Origin of the sequence: Halobacillus naozhouensis (assembly GCF_029714185.1) — a bacterium.
Classification (GTDB): Bacteria; Bacillota; Bacilli; order Bacillales; family Halobacillaceae; genus Halobacillus_A; species Halobacillus_A naozhouensis.
In genome coordinates this window covers 1,400,177-1,421,457 of record NZ_CP121671.1, presented here as the reverse complement: position 1 = coordinate 1,421,457, position 21,281 = coordinate 1,400,177, and the positions used below count along the sequence as shown (strand labels likewise).

Genomic DNA, 21,281 nt, shown 5'->3' with positions numbered 1-21,281 from the left:
TAATCTTATTCCATCTCAGAATTTAACTCATTGTAATGGCTAACTTTTGCAATTCTAACCTATTATAAATCATAATTAAAGGTGAGGTGACACATTTTATGGCACAAGAAATTGAAATCGAATTTAAGAACCTGTTAACAGAGACAGAGTATCATACTCTTTATACACAACTGGAGTTTGCAACCATAGAACAGGTAAAGCAAACGAATCATTATTTTGAAACAGATGACTACAAGCTGCGCGATAAAGGAGCAGCTTTACGAATAAGGCAAAAAGCCGATACGTGGACACTAACTTTGAAGGAGCCTCATCCTGATGGCCTCTTGGAAACACATAGTACCCTGTCAAAAGAAACAGCCATGCTCTGGCTTGAGAATCAATTGTCTGCACCATCTGAAATCAACAGGCAGTTAGAGCAGCTCGGGATTTCAGCAGCTGATCTGCGATACATCGGGGCTTTAACTACAAAAAGACAAGAGCGCGAGTATAACCATACACTAGTCGTTTTGGACCATAGTTTTTACTGTGGACAATCGGATTATGAACTGGAGCTAGAAGCGCGTTCTAAACAGCATGGAGAGCAAGTCTTTGAAGACATATTAAACACCTTCCATATTTCAAAACGAGCAACAGATAATAAAATAAAAAGGTTCTTTCAGGCCAAACTAAAATCAGAATAGTTGCCGTTCATCTTCACCGTTGCTAAAATGAATTAACAGACAAGGAAGGGATTATATGAACGAAAAACCCGGCAGCATTTATGAGGCTATAGGCGAAGACAAAATCAATGTGCTAGTGAATTGCTTTTATCGGCACGTCAGCCAGCATCCGGACCTCATCCCTATTTTTCCGGATGATTTAACGGAAACGGCTCGTAAACAGAAACAGTTTTTAACTCAATTTTTCGGAGGTCCCCCTCTTTATATCCAGGAGCATGGTCACCCCATGCTAAGAGCACGACATCTCCCTTTTGAGATCACTCCAACAAGAAAAGATGCCTGGCTGTCCTGCATGGCAAAAGCGCTCGAAGAAGCTGACATTCAAAACCCATACCGTCATGCAATATTTGAACGCTTAACGATGACAGCTAATCATATGATGAATACACCAGAAGATGAGAAAGGAGAATCGATGTGAGTTGGAAAAGTACGAGCAGCCCTTCAGAGAACCAGAATACCGCTAGTGGTTATTTTGATCTGCTAAAGCGGCCTATTGAGATTTATGTATTTATTGATCCTCTCTGTCCTGAATGCTGGTCGCTTGAACCGTTTTTGAAAAAGCTCACAATCGAATACGGACGTTTCTTTACGATTCGTCCCATTATTAGCGGGAATTTAGCTTCCTTGCAACAATTTAAGTCCGAAAAACGGGAAATACTCAAGAAAGTATGGGATAAAACAGGAACACGGACAGGAATGTGCTGTGACGGGGACGTGTGGATCGAAAACCCAATTTCTTCTCCTCTCGTAACGGCTTTAGCAGTAAAAGCTGCTGAATTACAGGGTAAGAAAGCGGGTATGCGTTTCCTTAGAAAAGTGCAGGAATATGTGTTCCTAGAAAGAAAAGATATTTCGGACGAAGACGTTCTTATTGAATGCGCTGGCAAAAGCCGCTTGGATGTAAATGAATTCAAAAAAGACTTACGTGGGGAAGCTGCACACAGAGCCCTTAGATGTGACTTAAAATTAACAAAGGAAATGGATGTAGATTCCACACCCACTATGGTTGTTTTTAATGAATCGGAAGAAGATGCAGGGCTTAAGATTACCGGCCTCTATTCTTATGATGTCTACGTGAAGGTATTAAAGGAAATGCTTCAAAAAGATCCGAAGCCTGCCATCAAACCTGAGTTAGAGGATTTTTTACATCATTATCGTTTTGTCGCAAATAAAGAAATATCCGTCGTCTACGATTGGACAGAACAACAAACAAAAAAAGAATTGAAGAAGTTAGTGTTACGACAAAAGGTACGAGAAGTTCCAGTGAAATACGGTACTTTCTGGGAATATATCAGTTCTTAAACCAAAAGTGCAAGTGCGTTGGAGCTGGATGTAGATAAACTTCATCAAGCTTATTCGCAAGTCAAGATTAGAATAGCGCTAAAACAGAAGAATTCTTATGTAGGAAGCATTAGCAGGTAACTGCTAATGCTTCTATTTTTAGGGGGTGGTTACACAGTACAGCATTTATGTGAATTGCTTCACTATTTAAGTATATCAATCCTTTCAGCAATGAACAATGCGGTCAAGCTATTGTTCACAATGTTGTCAATGGAAGAATTCTTCAGGGAATGATTTAGAAACTGGCTCATAAAGTAGATAAAAAGGAGGTTTCTGCCATGAAACGGTGGGTCATTTTGGGCTACATCCCTTTATTCTTGTTGTTAATTATGTTTCACATTTTCGGTTTAATGTTCCTGTTTCCACTCTACATTACCGCCCCTCTCCTATTCGTTTCTATTTATATGTTTATTAGTTTTATTTTTCACCAGAAGAAATTCCGAGGATTTATAAAATAAAACAAGCTGCCTTTTAAAGAGGCAGCTTGTTTATTAAATCTTATTGCAATAACGCTTCCATTTCATCAAGCTTTTGCTCAAATACATCCAATGCTTTTAAGATAGGCTCTTTCGAGGTCATATCTACCCCAGCTTTCTTCAACACTTCAATAGGGTAATCACTGCTCCCCGCCCTCAAGAAGCTCATGTACCTCTCAACAGCAGGTTCCCCTTCAGTCAAAATTTGCTCAGCGAGGGTAGTGGCTGCTGCATATCCTGTTGAATATTGATATACATAGTATCCCATATAGAAGTGAGGAATTCTTGCCCACTCTAGCCCGATCTCTTCATCGATAACGAGATCGTTTCCGAAGTACTTTTTATTCAAGTCGTAGTACAGCTGTGTCAGTTTATCGGCTGTTAAAGCCTCGCCTTTTTGTGCTTGAATATGAATTTCATGTTCGAATTCAGCAAACATCGTCTGCCGGAAAACCGTACCTCTGAATCCTTCCAGGAAGTTGTTCAATAAGTAAAGTTTCTCTTTCTTATCATCCGTCTTCTTCGTAAGGTGATCGTTCAACAGTGCCTCATTACACGTTGAAGCCACTTCCGCCACAAAAATAGAATAATTTCCATAGCGATACGGCTGATTGTTATGAGTGTAATAACTGTGCAGCGAATGTCCCAGTTCATGGGCCAGCGTGAAAAGATTATTGACGTCATCCTGCCAGTTCATTAAAATAAACGGGTTCGTTCCATAATGGCCAGAAGAATAGGCGCCGCTCCGCTTGCCTTTATTCTCTTCAACATCAATCCAGCGGTTGGTCAGTCCTTCTCTCACTACGTCCACATAATCTTTTCCTAATGGCTCAAGAGCGTTTAGGACAACCTGCTGTGCTTCCTCATAGGAGACTTCCATCTCAGCATCTTTCACAAGCGGTGTGTACAAGTCGTACATATGCAACTCATCTAGTTCAAGTACTTTCTTACGCAGAGCTACATAACGATGCATGAGCGGAAGCCGCTCTTCCACTGCCTCAATTAAATTATCATACACAGATTCAGGGATTTTGTTTCCATCCAGGGCCGCTTCCCGTGCACTCTCATATTTTTTCGTTTCCGCAAAGAAGTTATCCTTTTTCACTTGCCCGCTTAGCGTAGAAGCAAAGGTGTTCTTAAAAGAACCATACGTGTCATACATCTCCTTGAACGCATTCTTTCTTACTTCACGATCCTCTGATTTCAAGAAACCTACAAAGCGGCCTTGAGTCAAATCAACTTCATTCCCGTCCTCATCCTTAATCGTCGGGAATGTTAAATCAGCGTTACTTAGAGACCCATACGTCTGGGAAGGATTAGAAGCGATCTCAGAGAATCCTGACAGCAGCTTCTCTTCTTCTTCACTAAGTACATGCTCTTTTCTTCTCAAAATTTCATGGAGCGTATGTTCATACTGCTGTAATTCCTCATGCTCCTTCAAATATTTCATTACCATTTCTTCAGACAAGGACAAAATTTCTGGAACGATAAAACTCATAGAGGAAGAAACCTGTGTCAACAGGCTTTCCGCTTTCGCATTCATCTCCTGATAGTGAGAATTGGTCGTATCCTGATCACTGCGCATATGCGCATATGTGAATAATTTCCCAATTCTGTTTGATACCTTATCCTGCAGTGTTAACAATTGGTACAATTGGTCGGCAGAATCACCCAGCGTGTCTTTATAAGCCTGTACCTCTGGAATCAGCTTCTTAATTTCTTCAAATTCCTTGTACCATTCTTCATCACTAGCAAAAATCGTCTCAAGATTCCATGTTAACTCCTCAGGGATCTCTTCCCTTTTTGGTAACTGTTTCGTTGTCGATGCCATGTGTACATCCTCCTCCAAATTATGTCGCCACTTAGAAATTTCGCTCTCTCAAGTGAAAATTCCTTCCTATAAGGATACATTATTATGTGTGTACAGGATATTTCTCAAAACGTTCATCACTTTTTTATCTTCTTCCAAAGCCTGGGTAATATGAGTCGGAAAGGTAATTTCTTTTCGTTTCACCCAGCTGCCGTTAGAAGTGTGTGCCACAAAACCCATTTGTCCAAGTAATTGAAGGTATTCCTGTACAGGGTCTGCTTGGTAACGATTGACTGTCAGGCACTTGTTACGTCCGAGTTTAATTATGTTTCCTATCCGTACCTCCATAAAGTGCTCAAGAACAAACTTCGTCTGCCACATATAGGCCTTTATAGAGCAAGTGGACTGACTGGGAACGGGCAGAAAGCAGACAGAAGGAATTAAAGAGAAATGCTTCCCTTTTAAGTAAAGGAACTGGCGCCATTGACGCTCCTCAGTTCCAACCGATCTCTGATAGAACGTCCGAAGTTTGTATAATTGTTTTTCCCAGAAATATATGTAGGGAGTCGATGGAGAAGCTGAAGGGGCAAACAGTTGAGGAAATGTAATCGAGTCGAGCGAATAAGAGCGAGGTCTGCCAAAGCAATAAGAATGTGTAAATCCGAGGATATGATCAACAATTATGACGGACTGAGCATTTACGTTTAAATAGTACATACAGTAAGAATGATGAAAGTAATAGAGGAGGGAGCGATGAAAGGAAGTGTGGAGCAGAAGATTCTTCCCCTTTCGTTGGAAGTGACGGTTCCCGACAATCCATAACGGGAAAATACCTGCCTTGTAGTAACTGTTCGTTCGTTTCTCAATGATATCAGGGGGAATAGTAGAGCACTGGAATTCCACAGCAATTTGCCGCTTATCACCACTCGTAAAAAATAAATCAGGACGCTGATTTATTTCCTTTACAAAATACTCGATTTCAACATTGTATCCCTGATATTTCAGCCATTTGTAGAGCAGCCATTTTCCAGATTCATGATCGTCTGATTCACCTTGGGAATTTCGTTCGCACTGACTGTCTGGAAAATGAGCAAAGTGTGGGATGTGATGGCGGCCGGAGCGAATTTGAAGAGCTTCTTTACAGGTTGGGCAAAAGTATGTCACCTCGTGCCTCATCTGTTCAATGCGCTGTCTGGACAGTTGATATAAGGAGCAAAGCTTTCCATGATGATCGTAAGCATACAGCAATAACATCACCTCTAAATTCACTTATTCGCCATAAAGCTGAAATATCCTTCTTTTTTGGACAAAAAAAAGCACACTTCATGCAGTGTGCATTCATTAATGGGATGGGAAATAATCTTTAATTTGCGCTAAAGCATTCTCAGCGAAAATGACTTTACCGTATTCTTGAAGACGATAAATGGTTACAGAAGACTCATGTCCATATTCCATCAGCTGACTTAAAATATTTTCTTGTTCATCATCACTCATATTTTCATCATTGAATTGAATATATAAATAGTAGGTGTCTTCAAAATGAATGAGAGAATTATCCATATTTTGCTCATTCGTCATATAATGGCTCAGCTGAATGACATCTTCAAATTCATTAAAACGCAACGTAAAGTTCAATGGTTCAAAGACACCCTCTTGTGATTCATTATCATCTTTGAGTGGTTCTGATTCATTTTGTTCTGTGTGACTGTATTTATCATCAAGTAAAGATTCTAGTTTCTCATCCATCGGAACATCAATCGATTTGCCGTCATCACTTGGGAGTTCGAGCTTTTGACCATCTTGGGAAACCTGCGCTTTAGTGACGATCACTTCTAAACCTTTGTCCATAGCCTGAACCTGAATCCATAGCGGTCCATCAGCCTGAAAGTTTTCCTGATCGTTTACTTCATCCATCATTTCCCAGAAAAGCTGCTCACTTCGCTCACGATTGTACCAAATTTCTTCACGGTCAAATCCGAGCTGTTCAACATCATGATAAGAAACGTAAAATTTAACAGTGTTCTCATTAATGCGTTCGATTTCCATGTGTCTCTCTCCCTTCTATCTTTTAGTATGGCGGAAGGGATCGTTCACCCTAATACGCTTACTTTTACCTTACCCGTTAGGCAAAAACTTCAACCACTGTGATGGGTAACACTTATAAAGATTGATGTTACTTTTATTGTATGACAGGAATCAGCAAATGGAAAACAAATTGCTTGAATTCAACGTTTGACCATAACCAAGCTTGTTGGAGAGGTTGATTTTCCATTGTAGCTTATTTTAAGTCGTTTGTCATTAAATTGTAGGAGGATTCTCGAATGAATTGGGACTTGCTTGAACCTATTTTTATCATTGTGTCAATTGATCTTATTTTAGGTGGAGATAATGCAGTAGTTATAGCTTTAGCAAGTAGAAATCTTCCTAAACATCAAAGAAATAAAGCGATCTTTTTAGGGACAGGCTTAGCCATCGCTGCCCGCGTCTTGTTAACTACGGTCGCTTTATACTTGTTGCACGTACCATTTCTACGATTAATTGGTGGAATCCTTCTTATATATATTGCGATTAAATTGCTGACTGATACAGATGATTCGCAAAATATTAAAAGTAGTGATAACCTTTTTACCGCCGTAAAGACCATCGTGTTTGCTGATATCGTCATGGGATTTGACAATGTTCTTGCGATTGCTGGAGCTTCACATGGTGAGGTCTTTCTTGTGATTATCGGCTTGTTGATTTCTGTACCGATTATTATCTTTGGAAGTCGGTTCATCTTATTATTAATGGATAAATTTCCGATTCTCATCTATATAGGGGCAGGTATCCTCGCCTTTACAGCTGGTGAAATGATACTGGAAGATCGGAGAATCATGATCTACCTTCAGTCAGATTCCATGATTCACTACATCTTCCCTGCCCTCATAGTGCTAATTACCATTGCTGTCGGTTATTTCATGAATAGAAAACCCCATGCTGCTGCTTAAATCAAGACAAAAGCAATCCGGCTGACACCGCAGAGGAAGTTCGACTCAGTTAGGCACGTTATGTGGGACAAATGAAAAAAAGCTGCACCTCCGTATTCATCAGAGATGCAGCTTTTTATTTAATTGACTAAGCGTTGTGCTTCTCTAAGCTGGAAGGTACGTACGCTTCGTGGTAAGAAACGTCTGATTTCGTCTTCATTATAACCTACTTGCAATCGCTTATCATCAATAATAATCGGGCGGCGTAGCAACCCTGGATTTTCTTGGATAAGATCAAATAGATCCTGCATAGGCAATTGATCGAAATCAACTTTTAACTTTTGAAAGACTTTAGAGCGTGTAGAAATAATTTCTTCTGTGCCATCTTCAGTCATTCTTAGTATTTCTTTAATCTCATCGATCGTTAATGGTTCAGAAAAAATATTTCTTTCCGTATAAGCAATGTTATGCTCCTCAAGCCACGCTTTTGCTTTCCGGCATGATGTACAACTTGGTGAGGTATAAAGTGTTACCATACTGAAACTTCACTCCTCAAAATGTATTGTATTTCATTATTTGACTGCTTATTAATTTAAAATTAGTATAATCTAATCTTATATTATAACTATAACACACATGTCAACTGAAATCTATAACACCTAAGTAAAAATTAGTGTAAATCACTTATAATCCTGCAAAATAACTAAACTGTACTATACGCAGTACCACTAACCACCATGATCTAAACCTGTTTTTTACAAAAATCATCTACTTCGGACATGATCATATTTTCAACTATCCCAAGCGATTGAAAATCCCCACCTGAAAATGGCCGGGGACTCCATCTGGCCATATATTATTTTAAATCTTTCAAAATATCATCTGAATCACGATCTTCATCCAGTTTTAGTACCTCGTCCACTGGCTGATAGGACTTTCCGTAAAATTCACTATCCTTATACGTATGGATCTCTTCGTACATTCTCTTCATTTGTTCATAAATACTTTCTTCAGAAGCATCTTCAGGAGACCAATAAAGAATTTCCATCGGAGTCGGCTCATTTGTTGCTAAGGACCTTCTCGTATACCCAATCGATTGAGCGTGCTTGAAGCCTTCTCGCTGGTAAAAATGAAGACGTTTTGCCGAATCAGAATCTTCATAATCTATCGGCTCTACTTCCAGAATAATTGGTTTTCCTTTTGCTTTCATTTTCTCAATTAGCTTATGACCTAAGCCTTGCCCACGGGAGGCAGCTGATACATACACATAGTCAATGAAAATAAACGAGTTAAACTCTGCATACATTAACACATGGTATTCACCTTCATCTTTATAGTAAACTTCGCTTTTTTCTTTCAGCAAAGCCTCCATGTGTTCTTGTGATTTCATTTCCTCTACCGGAAAATATTGATTTAACTTTTCATACCAGTTCATGAATCTACTCCCTTTAGTCATTTTCATCTTCATTATACAGAATAATCGCATAATTGTTAAATACATTTAAAAAAGCGATTATGATCTACTTTCCCGATTGTTCTATTCTCTAATCAAAAAAGCACTGGGAACCCCCAGTGCTTTTTCCAGAACACTACGGTGTATAATCTACATTAGGCGTATAATTATTCGTAGCATTCCAAATTAAATACTCATTTATACCATTTTCTTGTAAGGCTTTAATTTGCGCTTCTACCTCTGCTTTCCCATATTGTTTCGCAGGACCAGAATAGAGCCATGGTGCTTCAAAATCCTGTATCCACGGTCTCGATGTTGGAGGATCCTCCAGTTTACTTAGGACTTTATTTTCTATTTTGGCGTATGAACTGATCGTCTTGTATGGATGCATATCAGGCTTATCTAATCCGAAAAATGGTCCCCAGTGACTCGGATAAATCATTGATGAAATGACATCAACATGACTTGAGATTTTCGTAAAGTTCTGGCCGATATTAGGAGCTTCCTCGATCGTGGCTGCATATCCGAAAATGTCGACGGATACGTCAACATCATAATTGCTCAGTTCCTCTTCGGCATAAGCTACAAAATCAGTGACTGCTTTTACACGTTTATCCACGTTGCTCATTTCCAGATCTGCATAATCACCTTGACTGTAATCCAGCTCTTCATCACGTGTTCCGAACCCTTCCGGAAAACGTACATAATCGAATTGGATCTCCTGGAATCCCAGTTCAGCAGCTTTTTTCGCAATCTCTAAATTATACTTCCATACTTCCTTCATAAATGGATTTACGAAAGCCTCGCCTCGTCCGTTCACCCATACCTCTCCATTTTTTGTATAGGAAAGGTCAGGTCGTTTCTTAGCAAGTAATGAATCTTTGAAAACGACAATTCTAGCGATTGGATAGATCCCTTTTTCCTCCAGCTTTTCAAGCATAGCCCGCGGATCATCAATATAAGGCTGCGCTATATCCGCATAGGGGGAATCCTCCGGGGGAGCAAAGGTGATATTGCCGTGGTCCTCTTTTATATCAATAACCATCGCATTTAAATCCGTTGACTCTACCAGGTTTGTCAATTCCTCCATGTTTGATCCACCTGCTGAGGGACCAGTTACATAGATTCCCCGAACAGCTTCAGGATACTCAAAGTCTAAACCAGAATCGTACATAAAACGAGCTGCAGTATCTGGCATCTTAAGGGTACTCAGCCCAAGTTTCTTACCGGCAAGCAATTGTACTTTTTTAGTAGCCGCTTCATCTGCACTTACATTATGTATAGGAAACGCGCAAACTAACAAAAGCAGACTTGTAAAAAAAAGCACGAGATGTTTCTTATTCATGATATCCTACTCCTATTTAATATGCTCTCTTAAGTATATAAGAATAACCAGCACATTGGATAGTACTTTATGACAATTTTTGTAGATTTTTTTACAAGAATATTCTCACCGTACAAAAATAGGAAAAGACCTTGCTTTATTACTGTGCAAGGTCTTTTCTAACATTTACTAACTGTTTACAGTAGTTCCATGTTCTTTTTGATAATGTTCATATTCCTTCGTTGTGCATAACACCCAGTGACCTGGACGTACTTCTCTGAATTCCGGCTCTTCACTTGTATCGTGATCATTAGGATCATATGTGAAACGTTCGCGGTTCCGCTCGTAATCCGGGTCCGGCAAAGGAATCGCCGACAGCAAAGATTGTGTATATGGATGAATCGGGTGCTTATAAAGATCTTCTGCACTCGCTAACTCAACCATTTTACCGAAGTACATAACCCCTATACGGTCACTAATATATTTAACCATCGATAAGTCATGGGCGATGAACAAATACGTAAGCCCGTGCTCCGCTTGTAATTGCTTAAGCAAATTAACCACCTGTGCCTGAATGGATACATCTAAAGCAGAGATAGGTTCGTCTGCGATAATAAAACTTGGGTCAACAGCAAGTGCTCTTGCTATCCCAATACGCTGACGTTGACCGCCACTAAATTCATGAGGGTAACGGTTGGCGTGTTCTTTATTTAGACCAACTGTTTCGAGAAGTTCATAAACACGCTTTTTTCGGGCACTCTCATCTTCAGCAAGGTTATGGATGTCCATGCCTTCTGCAATGATATCCTCAACTTTCATACGCGGATTTAAGGATGCATATGGGTCCTGGAAAATCATCTGCATTTCGCGATTGAATTTCTTAAGGTCGTCGCGGCTTTTCTTAGCATGAACATTTTCACCATTGAATAAAACTTCACCATCTGTTGCATCATAAAGGCGGATAATTGTACGGCCTGTTGTGGATTTTCCACAGCCTGATTCTCCTACAAGACCGAATGTTTCACCTTTATAAATATCAAACGTCAATCCATCAACAGCTTTAACAACACTATGACGGCCCGTTTTAAAATGTTGTTTTAAATTTGTTATTTCTAGTAGTTTTTCTTGACTCATACACGATCACCTTCCGTTGCCTTAGCCGTTTTAGCCATGCCCTCCATACGTTTCTTAATGGACGGAGGCGGATCAATATCAGGAGCATGCTCATGCAGCAGCCATGTTGCAGCATAATGAGAATCCGACACTTTGAACATCGGAGGTTCCTGCTCCAGGTCGATTTGCATAGCATATTCGTTACGAGGGGCGAAGGCGTCCCCTTTTGGCGGATCAAGCAGATCTGGTGGTGAACCAGGAATCGCATATAACTCTTCATTCGCGCTATCCAATGAAGGCATGGAACCGAGCAGTCCCCACGTGTATGGGTGTTTCGGATTGTAGAATATGTCGTCAACCGTTCCAATTTCTACAATACGTCCTGCATACATAACCGCTACACGGTCCGCCACGTTAGCCACAACACCAAGGTCATGGGTAATAAAAATAGTGGCAGAATCAGTCTTCTTCTGAATATCTTTCATAAGCTCTAAAATTTGAGCTTGAATGGTAACATCAAGGGCCGTTGTTGGCTCATCCGCAATCAGTAACTTCGGATTACAAGCCAGGGCAATTGCGACAACCACACGTTGACGCATCCCCCCTGAAAACTGGTGCGGATATTGCTTCATACGGTTTTCCGCATCAGGAATACCAACGAGTTCAAGTAATTCCAGTACTCTTTTACGTGCTTGTGATTTACTCATTTTCTGGTGTTTAATAAGTCCTTCGGCAATTTGATTGCCTACCTTCATCGTTGGATTAAGGGACGTCATCGGATCCTGAAAAATCATAGAGATTTCTTTTCCGCGAATCTTCTGCATCTGCTTTTCGCTCATTTTAGCAAGGTCGCGGCCTTCAAAAAGGATCTCCCCTTCTTTAATCCGGCCGGGCGGCATAGGAATCAGCTTCATGAGGGCTTTCGTTGTAACTGATTTACCAGAACCTGACTCTCCTACGATCGCCAGTGTTTCTCCTCGTTTCAAATCAAAGTTAACCCCACGTACAGCCTGCACTTCACCTCCATAGGTGTCAAAGGATACATGCATATTTTTTACTTCAAGAAATTTTTCCATAATTACACCTACCTCCTATTCACGCATCTTCGGATCAAATGCATCTCTAAGACCATCAGCTAGTACATTAAATCCAATCATAATTAATGAAATGACGACAGCCGGGAATACTAGCATATGTGGGTATATTTGCAGAGATGAGAACCCAGCATTAACTAATGTACCCAGAGATGCCATTGGTGTCGGTAGCCCAAGCCCAATGAAACTTAAGAAAGCTTCAAAGAAAATGGCACTAGGGATGGTAAACATCGTATTGATGACGATTAATCCCAGAACGTTTGGAATTAAGTGTTTTCTTAAGATACGGTTATCCGGTGCCCCTAATGTTTGAGAAGCTAGGACAAATTCCTGGTTTTTCAGCTTAAGAATTTGCCCCCTGACTATCCTGGCCATCGATATCCAGGCAGTTAAGGCAAGGGCGATAATGATCGATAAAATCCCGGGGTCTAAAATCAAGATCATCAAAATAACGATGACTAAGTTCGGAATGCCAATTAAAATCTCAATAACACGCTGCATATAATTATCGACACGTCCGCCATAATAGGCTGATATTCCACCATAAGCTACACCGATTAACATATCAATGGCTGTAGCAACAATGGCGATAAACAAGGAGACTCTGGTGCCGTGCCACGTTCTTGACCATAAGTCACGTCCAAGTCCGTCTGTACCAAACCAATAGTTAGTTTTCTGATCTTTTGCAGCATATACATCATATTCTGCTTCGACTTGTGCGGGCTCTCCATTATTTCCTTCATTCACAATAGTTGTGTCAATATACTGTTTCTGATTGTTATAACGCATTAAAGCTTTTTCACGAGCTTCCTCGACGGTAGGAGCACTTTCTACCGTGCTTAACGTACCATCAAAGCCTAACCAGCCCAGTCCATCAATTTTAGGCGGCATCTTAGCAACCGTTAAATCTTGATCATACTGTCCGAAATCATTCATATATGGGCCGAATATGGCGAAGAACGCCAATATGATTAAGATAACAAGCCCAGCCATTGCGCCTAAGTTTTTACGCAAGCGAATAAATGAGTCCTTCGCGAAAGAAAGGGCCGGTCTGGCTATCTTTTCATTCTCATCATCCTTAATATCTACAGGTACAAATAAATCCTTATTTGGTTTGTGATTATCCATAATAGGTACTACTCTCCTTCTGACAGTCGGATTCTAGGGTCAATAACACCATACAGCAGGTCAATTACAAATACGATAAAAATAAACATAAACGCTAGTAACAATGTCGTTCCCATAATAATCGGATAGTCGTTTGTATTAATAGACTTAACAAACTGCTCCCCTATTCCAGGGACGGCAAAAATGTTTTCAATAACAAGCGTTCCTGTCATCAACCCGACTGCGAGCGGACCTAGAACAGTAACTAATGGAATTAATGCATTACGTAATCCATGCTTAAACACTACGCCGAATTTATTTACACCTTTAGCTCTTGCTGTAGTAATGTAATCAGATCCCATAACCTCAAGCATTTCTGTTCGCATAAAGCGGGCTGCAATCGCCATTGGAAAAATAGCTAAAGCCACTGTTGGCAATACCGTGTGCTGCCATGTTCCCCACAGGGCAACAGGAAACCATCCTAGCTTTACGCCAACATAATACTGTAATAACCCTGCAAATACAAAGGAAGGAATCGATTGTCCCAGAATAGCCGTAAAAGTAGACCCATAATCAAGCGGTCCATTGTGATAAAGCGCTGATACTAATCCCAGCAGCATACCGAGGATTGTTCCAATAATCATAGCCTGGACCCCTAATTGAATAGATGGCCCGATTCGAGACATCAAAATATCTGTCACTTCACGATTATCAAACTGGAAAGAGATCCCCATATCACCCTGAGCTAACCCAACCATATAATTAAAATATTGAACTGGAACAGGTTCGTCCAATCCGTACTTTTCCAATACAATTTGCTGTTGTTCTTCTGACAATTTATCTGCAGCACTTAGGGGAGTGCCGGGTAAGAACTTCATTAAGAAGAATGACAAAGTTGCAATTAAAACCAATGTTAAGAACATATATACTAAACGCTGAACAATATAACGTCCCATACGAACACCTCCTAAAAAATAACCCTATCTCTACCTTTGTCTAAATTTACTGAAATTTGTCTATTATTAGAATATTTCCTCTACAGGGAAAAAGAGAGCATATGCCAACTTTTTTGGACATATACTCTCTCCCTATTAGCCAGCCTATATGTGGTTAAACTTATTTACCTTCAATATAAGCATACTTGTAAGTGTAATCTGGTCCCATTGGCTGAACGAATACGTTCTTCACATATGGCTTCCAAAGCTGTGCTAGTGCACGCTGATAAAGAGGTGCAAGTACTGCGTCTTCTTGAATCAGCATTTTCTCAGCTTTTAGGAATGTTTCAAAACGTTTTACCGGATCCATAGCATACTCTGTATTAGCTTTCTTAATTAAAGAGTCATACTCTTCGCTAGAATATCCAGTGTGGTTATTTCCACCGCCTGTTACCCACATGTTAAGGAATGTGTTCGGGTCAATGTAGTCAGGACCCCAACCAGCATTTTGTAATTCATAGTCCATATTCTTATCGCGCTCGATACGAATTTGGAATGGAACACTCTCTACTTTAATCGAAAGACCTTCAAGCTGCTCAAGCTGGTCTTTAATGTAAGCATCAAGGTTTTGTGCTGTTTCCGTGTCGCCACCAAGGTAGCTAAGTTCAGCTGTTTCAATTCCAAGCTCTTCTTTAGCTTTCGCCCATAACTCTTGAGCTTTCTCTAAATTGTGCTCTACAAGAGGTCCGTTAATTTCACGGAAATCTTCCCCAGTTTCAGGGTGTTTCACAAAGTTCTTAGGCACGTCTCCGCCGGCAGGGATAGAACCGTTATTAAGAATAACGTCAACCATCGCTTGACGGTCGATCACCATTTGAATCGCTTTACGTGCATTTACGTTAGACAAAATTTCATTTTCCTGATTCATTTTCAAGTAGAACAATGTTGGCTCTTCTTCAACACGGAACTCTTCAGAAGAACGATATTCATCAACGAATTCTGATGTTAAAGTTGTACGATCAATCTTACCTGTTTGGTAAAGGTTAACCGCTGAAGCCGTTTCTTTTACAACGCTGACATTGATTTGTTGAAGCTTAACAGCGTCAGCATCCCAATAATCTTTATTCTTCTTAACTGTCCAGCCTTCTCCGTGGTTCCATTCTGTCATGATGAACGGACCGTTAGAAAGCATAGCATCCGCTTCTGTTGCGTAAGCATCACCTTTTGATTTTACGAACTCTTCATTCATCGGCAAGAAAGTACCAAATGTAGTCATAGACTCAAAATAAGGAACTGGTTTTTCTAATGTTACTTCAAATGTATAATCATCAACAGCTTTAACTCCCAATTCCTCTACAGGCATCTCCCCACCTGCAATGGCAGAAGCATTTTTAACTACTCCGCCAAGCATATATGGACCATACTCAGAGCCTGTATCCGGGTTAACCGCACGCTGCCAAGCAAACACGAAGTCGTGTGCTGTTACAGGATCACCGTTGGACCACTTTGCATCTTCACGAAGTGTGAACGTCCAAGTCAGACCGTCTTCACTAACTTCATGACTCTTCGCAATCCCTGGCTCAGGTTCACCATTTTCGCCTAAACGGTAAAGACCATCTTTCGTGGATCCTAACCATTGGAAGGCAACGGCATCTGTAGCTAAAGATGAATCCATTGTCGGAATTTCTGCTGTTTCCGATAGATTAAGTACTTGTTCGCTGTCGCCACCAGCTTCTTTTGTACCTTCTCCTTCACTGCCACTTCCGCCTTCAGATCCAGTTTCTGAATCTCCGCCTCCAGAACAAGCAGCGAGGAACATGCTTAGCGCTAGTGCTAATACTAGCAGCAACCAATTTGTCTTTTTCATGTAGAAAATGACCTCCCCTAAATAAATATGAATTTTGATGTGGCGTTTTGTCCACATTACGAATTATACAATTTTTCTAACTATTTTGCATTACCTTTTTTTTAAAAAAATTGCAGAATGCCTGCTATTATTACGTTTAGGTAACACAAAACATGACTAATTACCTAGTTTAATTTACAGAAAATCAATTTAACTATTAAAACTTTAGGATAGTTTCGGACTACTTTATTAGATAAAAGCAATAAAAAGTAAAAGGAGAGTACTGGCACACTGCCAAATACTCTCCCGTAAACCTATTTGCCTTCAATATATGCATACTTGTAAGTGTAGTCAGGGCCCATTGGATTCGGGGTGACATTTTTCACATATGGCTTTACAAGCTGCGCCCTTGCACGCTGGTAGAGTGGTGCCAGGACTGCATCCTCTTTAATTAATAATTGTTCAGCCTTAAGAAAAGCTTCAAAACGTTCTGCAGGCTTCAGAGCAAGCTCTGTGGCTGCTTTTTTTATTAAACTGTCATATTTTTCACTTGAATAACCCGTTTTATTGTTGGCTTGGCCTGTCACCCAAATGTTCAAGTAAGTGTTCGGGTCAATATAGTCAGGGCCCCAACCGTAATTCTCAAGGTCATAGTCCATGTTTTTGTCTCGTTTTAATCGAACTTGGAAAGGCACACTTTCAACTTTAATGCTCAATCCTTCAAGCTTTTCAAGCTGATCTTTAATATAAGCATCAAGATTCTGAGCTACTTCTGTATCACCGCCAAGATATCTCAATTCTGCTGTTTCAATACCTAATTCTTCTTTTGCTTTCGCCCAAAGTTCTTGAGCTTTCTCTACATTGGTTTCAACGAGAGATCCGTTAACCTCTCTGAAATCTTCATCTGTCTTAGGATGTTTCACAAAATTACCTGGTACAATTCCACCGATTGGGACAGAACCATTATTTAAAATAACATCAACCATAGCCTGGCGATTGATGACCATTTGAATGGCTTTGCGGGCATTTTTATTGGCGAGTATTTCATTTTCCTGATTCATTTTCAGGAAGAAAGTTGAAGGCTCTTTTTCTACTTGAAATTCTTCTGAAGAGCGATATTCATCGACGAATTCCGAGGAAAGATTGACGCGATCTACTTTTCCAGTTTCATAAAGATTAACAGCAGCAGAAGTTTCTTTTACAACACTGACATTAATCTGCTGAAGCTTAACTTTGTCTGCATCCCAGTAATCTTTGTTCTTTTCAACGGTCCAGCCTTCACCATGGTCCCACTCCGTCATAATGAATGGTCCGTTTGAAAGTAAGGCATCTGCCTCCATGGCGTAGTTGTCACCTTGTTCTTTGACGAATGCTTCATTCATCGGCAGGAATGTGCCGAATGTGGTCATGGATTCGAAGTATGGCGTTGGCTTCTCTAGTGTTACTACAAATGTATAATCATCTACAGCTTTTACACCCAGTTCATCAACTGGTACTTCTCCCTCGGAAACGGCTGTTGCGTTTTTAATAACGCCGCCCATCATATAAGGGCCATATTCTGAACCTGTGTCCGGATCAACCGCACGCTGCCATGCAAAAACGAAATCGTGTGCCGTTACAGGGTCTCCATTCGACCATGTTGCATTTTCACGCAAATGGAATGTCCACGTTAAACCATCTTCGCTTACGTCATGATTTTTCGCGATCCCCGGCTCTGGTTTACCATCAGGGCCTAGACGATAAAGTCCATCTTTCGTTGAGCCCAGCCATTGTGAGGCAAGTGCATCAATAGTTAGTGATGAGTCCATGGAAGGAATCTCGGCTGTTTCAATCAAATTAAGTACTTGTTCGCTTTCTGAGGATGACTTTTGTTCATCCCCGCTGTCGGAAGACCCTGTTTCTGATGATCCACCCGAGCAGGCACCAAGCAATAGGCTGATGGCGAGCCCTAGGGCCAGCAGCAACCATTTTGTGTTTTTCATGTGGAAATGACCTCCTGTGAAGTTAAATTATGTGGGAACTACACACGTTGCGTATTATACAATTAATCAAATTATTTTGCATCTTCTAATTTAAAAAATTAAGAAAATAATCTAAATTATCATAGAAATATTGTTATCAAAACATGCTATAATGTGTAGGAGTTTTTTAGAAAGGCGGAATACGAAATGAGCATCGTTCGCAGCAAATGGACGAGCGTGATCTTGAACTTGTTCTTATGTACGATCTTTTTTTGGATCTGGGCTCCAGCTAACAACCTCCTTTATTTCATAAATTTTTTATTTTACTTTTCCTGTTTTTACTTATTTACGGGTTTGGTTTTATGGGTAGTCCGCGGTGGTTTATTCGATGGTGTTACGTTTGGCATGCGGCGGTTCGTCAGTGAAATGTCTAGAAACAAGGATTATCTCGACGACTGGAAAGACCGTCCTCTCCCCTCCAAAACTATTCAACGTTCGTTTCTAAGTTTCTTCTTATTTCAGGGAGTCCTATTAGCCCTATTCTCCATCATTTTGTTGATCGTTTATTACAGGTAATCAAATCGGGCTTGCAAACAGGAACGAACTCTTCTATAATTTTTGAAAAGATACTTATACAGTTAAACGGCAAAGATCAGGCGGAGTAATTTTATTCTATTGCTTACAGAGAAACTGTGGCTGGTGGAAACAGTGAAGCGGGATAAAATGAAATTGGGGCTTGGGAGCAGGTTTACGTAAGTTCGGCGATAACGAATGTGAGCTGACTTTTTAGAGGGAATCAATGCTGCCGGCATTCGATCTCTTTGATAAAAGTAATAAGGGTGGCACCGCGAAACATTCGTCCCTTCCAATTGTGGAAGGGACGAATGTTTTTTTGTATAAAAATAAATGAGGTGAAGAGAATGAAAACAATTTTCTCAGGGATTCAACCTAGCGGAACACTGACGTTAGGAAACTACTTAGGAGCCATGAAACATTTTGTCGATTTACAGGACGAATACAATTGCTACTTTTGCATTGTTGATGAACATGCCATCACTGTTCCACAGGAGCGTCTGAAGTTAAGAGATAATATTAAGTCTCTGGCAGCTTTGTATGTCGCTTCAGGAATCGATGTAAACAAATCTACCCTGTTTATTCAATCAGAGGTTTCGGCACATACACAGCTTGGCTGGATGCTGCAATGTGTCAGTTACATCGGGGAGCTTGAGCGGATGACCCAGTTCAAGGATAAATCTCAGGGCGGTAAAGAAGGAGTTACGTCAGGCCTGCTTACTTACCCTCCGTTAATGGCAGCTGATATTCTTTTATATAAAACGGATATCGTTCCTGTCGGAGAGGATCAGAAGCAGCATCTCGAATTAACTCGAAATCTGGCTCAGCGGTTTAACAATAAATACAATGATATTTTTACCGTACCAGAAGTGAGAATTCCTAAATCAGGTGCTCGCATTATGTCGCTTCAAGAACCAACGAAAAAAATGAGTAAATCTGATACCAACCAGAAAGCATTCATTTCCATGCTTGATGATGAGAAGAAAATTACCAAAAAAATTAAAAGTGCTGTGACCGATTCTGAGGGGATTGTGAAATATGATAAGGAAAATAAACCAGGAATCGCGAACTTACTTACCATTTACTCGGTCTGCTCAGGAATTTCTATAGCGGAACTTGAAGAAAAATACAAGGATGCCGGCTACGGAATATTTAAGGCCGATGTTGCCGAAGCTGTCGTCGACACTTTGAAGCCGATTCAGGAGCGATACGATCAGTTGATTCATTCCGATGAGCTTGATGACATGTTAGATCAGGGAGCTGAACACGCGAGTTTCCATGCAGATAAAATTTTGAAGAAGGCAAAGAAAGCTATGGGGCTTGGTCGTGTGAGGAAAAAGTAGAAGGTCTTCCTTACATGGTCTGACCTGGAGCGGACTGATTCTTCCCTAACCATTTTCCGAACCAAGAATAAAGCCAGAATTGAGCTAAACACTCAATTCTGGCTTTTTATGTGCTTTTCAGCTTTTTGATGTTCTCCCTGCCATATCGTTTCAAAAAAAGGCTGCCCTTTAACAAGTTTTCCGCATAATTCTTCATGATGTATGGTCCAGCCATGAGATGTGCCCTGATATAGACGCTCCCACGCCTCATCAGTCGTTAATTCTTTAATCGAATGATACTCGACAGGATTCCATTCTGTTAACCAGTAACGGATTTCTTCAGGATAATCAGAATGTTTTAATTGATCCAGGGCCATCATTAACAATTGCTTCAACTGTCGTTCACGTCTGGTTAAGCCTGACATTTTTTCTGGCTCTAATGAAAGGATATGATATTCTTTGGTGAATTGCTCTTCCATGTTGTAAGTAGCTGGCTTTTTGCCTTGGACCATTTCAAAGACCAGTCGTTCTTGTCTCGGGATTAACCTGCTTTTTTTAACAGGAAGTGTGTACCCCAAGGTATCAAATACTATGACATCGTGCCCATTTGTCACAACGGCAGCATATTCAATGGTATGTCGCTCTTGGTTCCTCTTCATGTAAGTTCTTTTTTGTACATCTTGAAGTAGTGACATGGGTAAATCCTGCAGATCATTCTCAATACTTTCATAAAGCTGTTCTTCTACGAGCAGCAGCGGAATTTGGTCTACAATCTCAATTCCATCCTCCTTACGCCACTCGTGAAATCGGCATACGTTATAACCATTCTCTTCTCCTTCAAACCAGTTAACCCATAAATCGTGCATATATAGCATCGTGCACCCTCACTTTCTTACAGTGATCTCTTTAGGTTACATTATGACCAATACTGGCTTTTTTATTCTTTCAAACCATTATTTAGTAAAGGAATCATTCATTAATAAGAGTGCAAGGGATACCAATAATATTCCCAGCGGAAACAGATAACACTCTGGACGGGACCTGATAAAAAGTAAGAATTCGATCCAGCTTAAACCAGCAGGAATCATGTTTAAATAGGTTATCGTCACGGTTCCGCCTGCCACTGAAAACCCAAAACCAGTTAAAAATAACAACCACCGTCCCATTGCTTGTCCTCCCGACCTTTGTTCCTTTATTTATAGTATGAAAGTCAGCAAGTGGACATGCCTTCCAATAATCGA

At 40.4% G+C, this 21,281-nt stretch carries 20 protein-coding genes and 1 other annotated feature; of the genes, 6 read left to right on the top strand and 14 right to left on the bottom strand.

The window, feature by feature from the left end; genetic code table 11:
- Positions 1–98 precede the first annotated feature (98 nt).
- From P9989_RS07400 to P9989_RS07390, 3 genes are read left to right on the top strand one after another with little or no spacing between them, the layout of a single operon-like run.
- A complete protein-coding gene (locus tag P9989_RS07400; protein WP_283078134.1) occupies positions 99–680 on the top strand; it encodes a CYTH domain-containing protein in 582 nt (193 codons plus the stop codon).
- Positions 681–735: 55 nt separating this feature from the next.
- A complete protein-coding gene (locus P9989_RS07395) occupies positions 736–1,137 on the top strand; it encodes a globin domain-containing protein (RefSeq protein ID WP_283078133.1) in 402 nt (133 codons plus the stop codon).
- Positions 1,134–2,021 carry a ClpXP adapter SpxH family protein gene (locus P9989_RS07390; protein WP_283078132.1) on the top strand — a complete coding sequence of 296 codons (888 nt, stop codon included), beginning with the start codon at positions 1,134–1,136 and terminating at the stop codon, positions 2,019–2,021. The genes P9989_RS07395 and P9989_RS07390 overlap by 4 nt, the downstream gene beginning before the upstream one ends.
- Positions 2,022–2,558: 537 nt before the next feature.
- Here P9989_RS07390 and pepF read toward each other — a convergent pair.
- From pepF to mecA, 3 genes are all read right to left on the bottom strand, one after another.
- Positions 2,559–4,367: an oligoendopeptidase F gene (gene pepF / locus P9989_RS07385; RefSeq protein ID WP_283078131.1), complete on the bottom strand. Its 1,809-nt coding sequence runs from the start codon at positions 4,365–4,367 to the stop codon at positions 2,559–2,561.
- A gap of 66 nt (positions 4,368–4,433) precedes the next feature.
- Complete coding sequence (locus P9989_RS07380; protein ID WP_283078130.1) at positions 4,434–5,615, bottom strand: competence protein CoiA; 1,182 nt, start codon at positions 5,613–5,615, stop codon at positions 4,434–4,436.
- Positions 5,616–5,687: 72 nt separating this feature from the next.
- Positions 5,688–6,392: an adaptor protein MecA gene (gene mecA / locus P9989_RS07375; RefSeq protein ID WP_283078129.1), complete on the bottom strand. Its 705-nt coding sequence runs from the start codon at positions 6,390–6,392 to the stop codon at positions 5,688–5,690.
- Between the two features lie 275 nt (positions 6,393–6,667).
- Here mecA and P9989_RS07370 point away from each other — a divergent pair, with 275 nt between their 5' ends.
- The gene (locus P9989_RS07370; RefSeq protein ID WP_283078128.1) at positions 6,668–7,333 is read left to right on the top strand and encodes a TerC family protein; all 666 of its coding nucleotides are present in this window, start codon (positions 6,668–6,670) and stop codon (positions 7,331–7,333) included.
- 119 nt (positions 7,334–7,452) lie between these two features.
- Here P9989_RS07370 and spxA read toward each other — a convergent pair whose 3' ends face one another.
- From spxA to P9989_RS07325, 9 genes are all read right to left on the bottom strand, one after another.
- The gene (gene spxA / locus P9989_RS07365) at positions 7,453–7,848 is read right to left on the bottom strand and encodes a transcriptional regulator SpxA (RefSeq protein ID WP_079529418.1); all 396 of its coding nucleotides are present in this window, start codon (positions 7,846–7,848) and stop codon (positions 7,453–7,455) included.
- A 320-nt stretch (positions 7,849–8,168) separates the two neighbouring features.
- Positions 8,169–8,747, bottom strand: coding sequence for a GNAT family N-acetyltransferase (locus P9989_RS07360; protein WP_079529417.1), 579 nt, complete (start codon positions 8,745–8,747; stop codon positions 8,169–8,171).
- Positions 8,748–8,901: 154 nt separating this feature from the next.
- Complete coding sequence (locus P9989_RS07355) at positions 8,902–10,110, bottom strand: putative glycoside hydrolase (protein ID WP_283078127.1); 1,209 nt, start codon at positions 10,108–10,110, stop codon at positions 8,902–8,904.
- 168 nt (positions 10,111–10,278) lie between these two features.
- A complete protein-coding gene (locus P9989_RS07350) occupies positions 10,279–11,223 on the bottom strand; it encodes an ABC transporter ATP-binding protein (protein WP_283078126.1) in 945 nt (314 codons plus the stop codon).
- The gene (locus P9989_RS07345; RefSeq protein WP_283078125.1) at positions 11,220–12,278 is read right to left on the bottom strand and encodes an ABC transporter ATP-binding protein; all 1,059 of its coding nucleotides are present in this window, start codon (positions 12,276–12,278) and stop codon (positions 11,220–11,222) included. The genes P9989_RS07350 and P9989_RS07345 overlap by 4 nt, the downstream gene beginning before the upstream one ends.
- Before the next feature lie 15 nt (positions 12,279–12,293).
- Complete coding sequence (opp3C, locus tag P9989_RS07340; protein WP_283078124.1) at positions 12,294–13,424, bottom strand: oligopeptide ABC transporter permease; 1,131 nt, start codon at positions 13,422–13,424, stop codon at positions 12,294–12,296.
- An 8-nt stretch (positions 13,425–13,432) separates the two neighbouring features.
- Positions 13,433–14,359 carry an oligopeptide ABC transporter permease gene (opp3b, locus tag P9989_RS07335; RefSeq protein WP_283078123.1) on the bottom strand — a complete coding sequence of 309 codons (927 nt, stop codon included), beginning with the start codon at positions 14,357–14,359 and terminating at the stop codon, positions 13,433–13,435.
- A gap of 160 nt (positions 14,360–14,519) precedes the next feature.
- Positions 14,520–16,205: a peptide ABC transporter substrate-binding protein gene (locus P9989_RS07330; RefSeq protein WP_283078122.1), complete on the bottom strand. Its 1,686-nt coding sequence runs from the start codon at positions 16,203–16,205 to the stop codon at positions 14,520–14,522.
- A gap of 293 nt (positions 16,206–16,498) precedes the next feature.
- Entirely contained in the window at positions 16,499–18,166 is a 1,668-nt protein-coding gene (locus tag P9989_RS07325) for a peptide ABC transporter substrate-binding protein (protein WP_283078121.1), read from the bottom strand.
- A gap of 186 nt (positions 18,167–18,352) precedes the next feature.
- On the opposite strand from P9989_RS07325, the gene P9989_RS07320 reads away from it, so the two are divergent.
- Positions 18,353–18,721 (top strand): DUF3899 domain-containing protein, encoded by a 369-nt coding sequence (locus tag P9989_RS07320; RefSeq protein WP_283078120.1) that lies wholly within the window; start codon positions 18,353–18,355, stop codon positions 18,719–18,721.
- Between the two features lie 63 nt (positions 18,722–18,784).
- Positions 18,785–19,012, top strand: a binding site (T-box leader).
- 53 nt (positions 19,013–19,065) lie between these two features.
- Positions 19,066–20,061 carry a tryptophan--tRNA ligase gene (trpS, locus tag P9989_RS07315; protein WP_283078119.1) on the top strand — a complete coding sequence of 332 codons (996 nt, stop codon included), beginning with the start codon at positions 19,066–19,068 and terminating at the stop codon, positions 20,059–20,061.
- 92 nt (positions 20,062–20,153) lie between these two features.
- Here the strand turns inward: trpS and P9989_RS07310 are convergent, their stop codons facing one another.
- Positions 20,154–20,915, bottom strand: a complete 762-nt coding sequence (locus tag P9989_RS07310) for a DUF3603 family protein (RefSeq protein WP_283078118.1) — start codon at positions 20,913–20,915, stop codon at positions 20,154–20,156.
- Positions 20,916–20,993: 78 nt separating this feature from the next.
- Positions 20,994–21,206: a YuzI family membrane protein gene (locus P9989_RS07305; RefSeq protein WP_283078117.1), complete on the bottom strand. Its 213-nt coding sequence runs from the start codon at positions 21,204–21,206 to the stop codon at positions 20,994–20,996.
- Positions 21,207–21,281 lie beyond the last annotated feature (75 nt).

What these genes read in the sequence shown, in the direction of transcription:
- P9989_RS07400 (WP_283078134.1), top strand. Translation starts at nt 99, where the DNA reads ATGGCACAAGAAATTGAAATCGAATTTAAGAACCTGTTAACAGAGACA.
- P9989_RS07395 (WP_283078133.1), top strand. Translation starts at nt 736, where the DNA reads ATGAACGAAAAACCCGGCAGCATTTATGAGGCTATAGGCGAAGACAAA.
- pepF (WP_283078131.1), bottom strand. Translation starts at nt 4,367, where the DNA reads ATGGCATCGACAACGAAACAGTTACCAAAAAGGGAAGAGATCCCTGAG.
- mecA (WP_283078129.1), bottom strand. Translation starts at nt 6,392, where the DNA reads ATGGAAATCGAACGCATTAATGAGAACACTGTTAAATTTTACGTTTCT.
- P9989_RS07370 (WP_283078128.1), top strand. Translation starts at nt 6,668, where the DNA reads ATGAATTGGGACTTGCTTGAACCTATTTTTATCATTGTGTCAATTGAT.
- spxA (WP_079529418.1), bottom strand. Translation starts at nt 7,848, where the DNA reads ATGGTAACACTTTATACCTCACCAAGTTGTACATCATGCCGGAAAGCA.
- P9989_RS07360 (WP_079529417.1), bottom strand. Translation starts at nt 8,747, where the DNA reads ATGAACTGGTATGAAAAGTTAAATCAATATTTTCCGGTAGAGGAAATG.
- P9989_RS07355 (WP_283078127.1), bottom strand. Translation starts at nt 10,110, where the DNA reads ATGAATAAGAAACATCTCGTGCTTTTTTTTACAAGTCTGCTTTTGTTA.
- P9989_RS07350 (WP_283078126.1), bottom strand. Translation starts at nt 11,223, where the DNA reads ATGAGTCAAGAAAAACTACTAGAAATAACAAATTTAAAACAACATTTT.
- P9989_RS07345 (WP_283078125.1), bottom strand. Translation starts at nt 12,278, where the DNA reads ATGGAAAAATTTCTTGAAGTAAAAAATATGCATGTATCCTTTGACACC.
- opp3C (WP_283078124.1), bottom strand. Translation starts at nt 13,424, where the DNA reads ATGGATAATCACAAACCAAATAAGGATTTATTTGTACCTGTAGATATT.
- opp3b (WP_283078123.1), bottom strand. Translation starts at nt 14,359, where the DNA reads ATGGGACGTTATATTGTTCAGCGTTTAGTATATATGTTCTTAACATTG.
- P9989_RS07330 (WP_283078122.1), bottom strand. Translation starts at nt 16,205, where the DNA reads ATGAAAAAGACAAATTGGTTGCTGCTAGTATTAGCACTAGCGCTAAGC.
- P9989_RS07325 (WP_283078121.1), bottom strand. Translation starts at nt 18,166, where the DNA reads ATGAAAAACACAAAATGGTTGCTGCTGGCCCTAGGGCTCGCCATCAGC.
- P9989_RS07320 (WP_283078120.1), top strand. Translation starts at nt 18,353, where the DNA reads ATGAGCATCGTTCGCAGCAAATGGACGAGCGTGATCTTGAACTTGTTC.
- trpS (WP_283078119.1), top strand. Translation starts at nt 19,066, where the DNA reads ATGAAAACAATTTTCTCAGGGATTCAACCTAGCGGAACACTGACGTTA.
- P9989_RS07310 (WP_283078118.1), bottom strand. Translation starts at nt 20,915, where the DNA reads ATGCTATATATGCACGATTTATGGGTTAACTGGTTTGAAGGAGAAGAG.
- P9989_RS07305 (WP_283078117.1), bottom strand. Translation starts at nt 21,206, where the DNA reads ATGGGACGGTGGTTGTTATTTTTAACTGGTTTTGGGTTTTCAGTGGCA.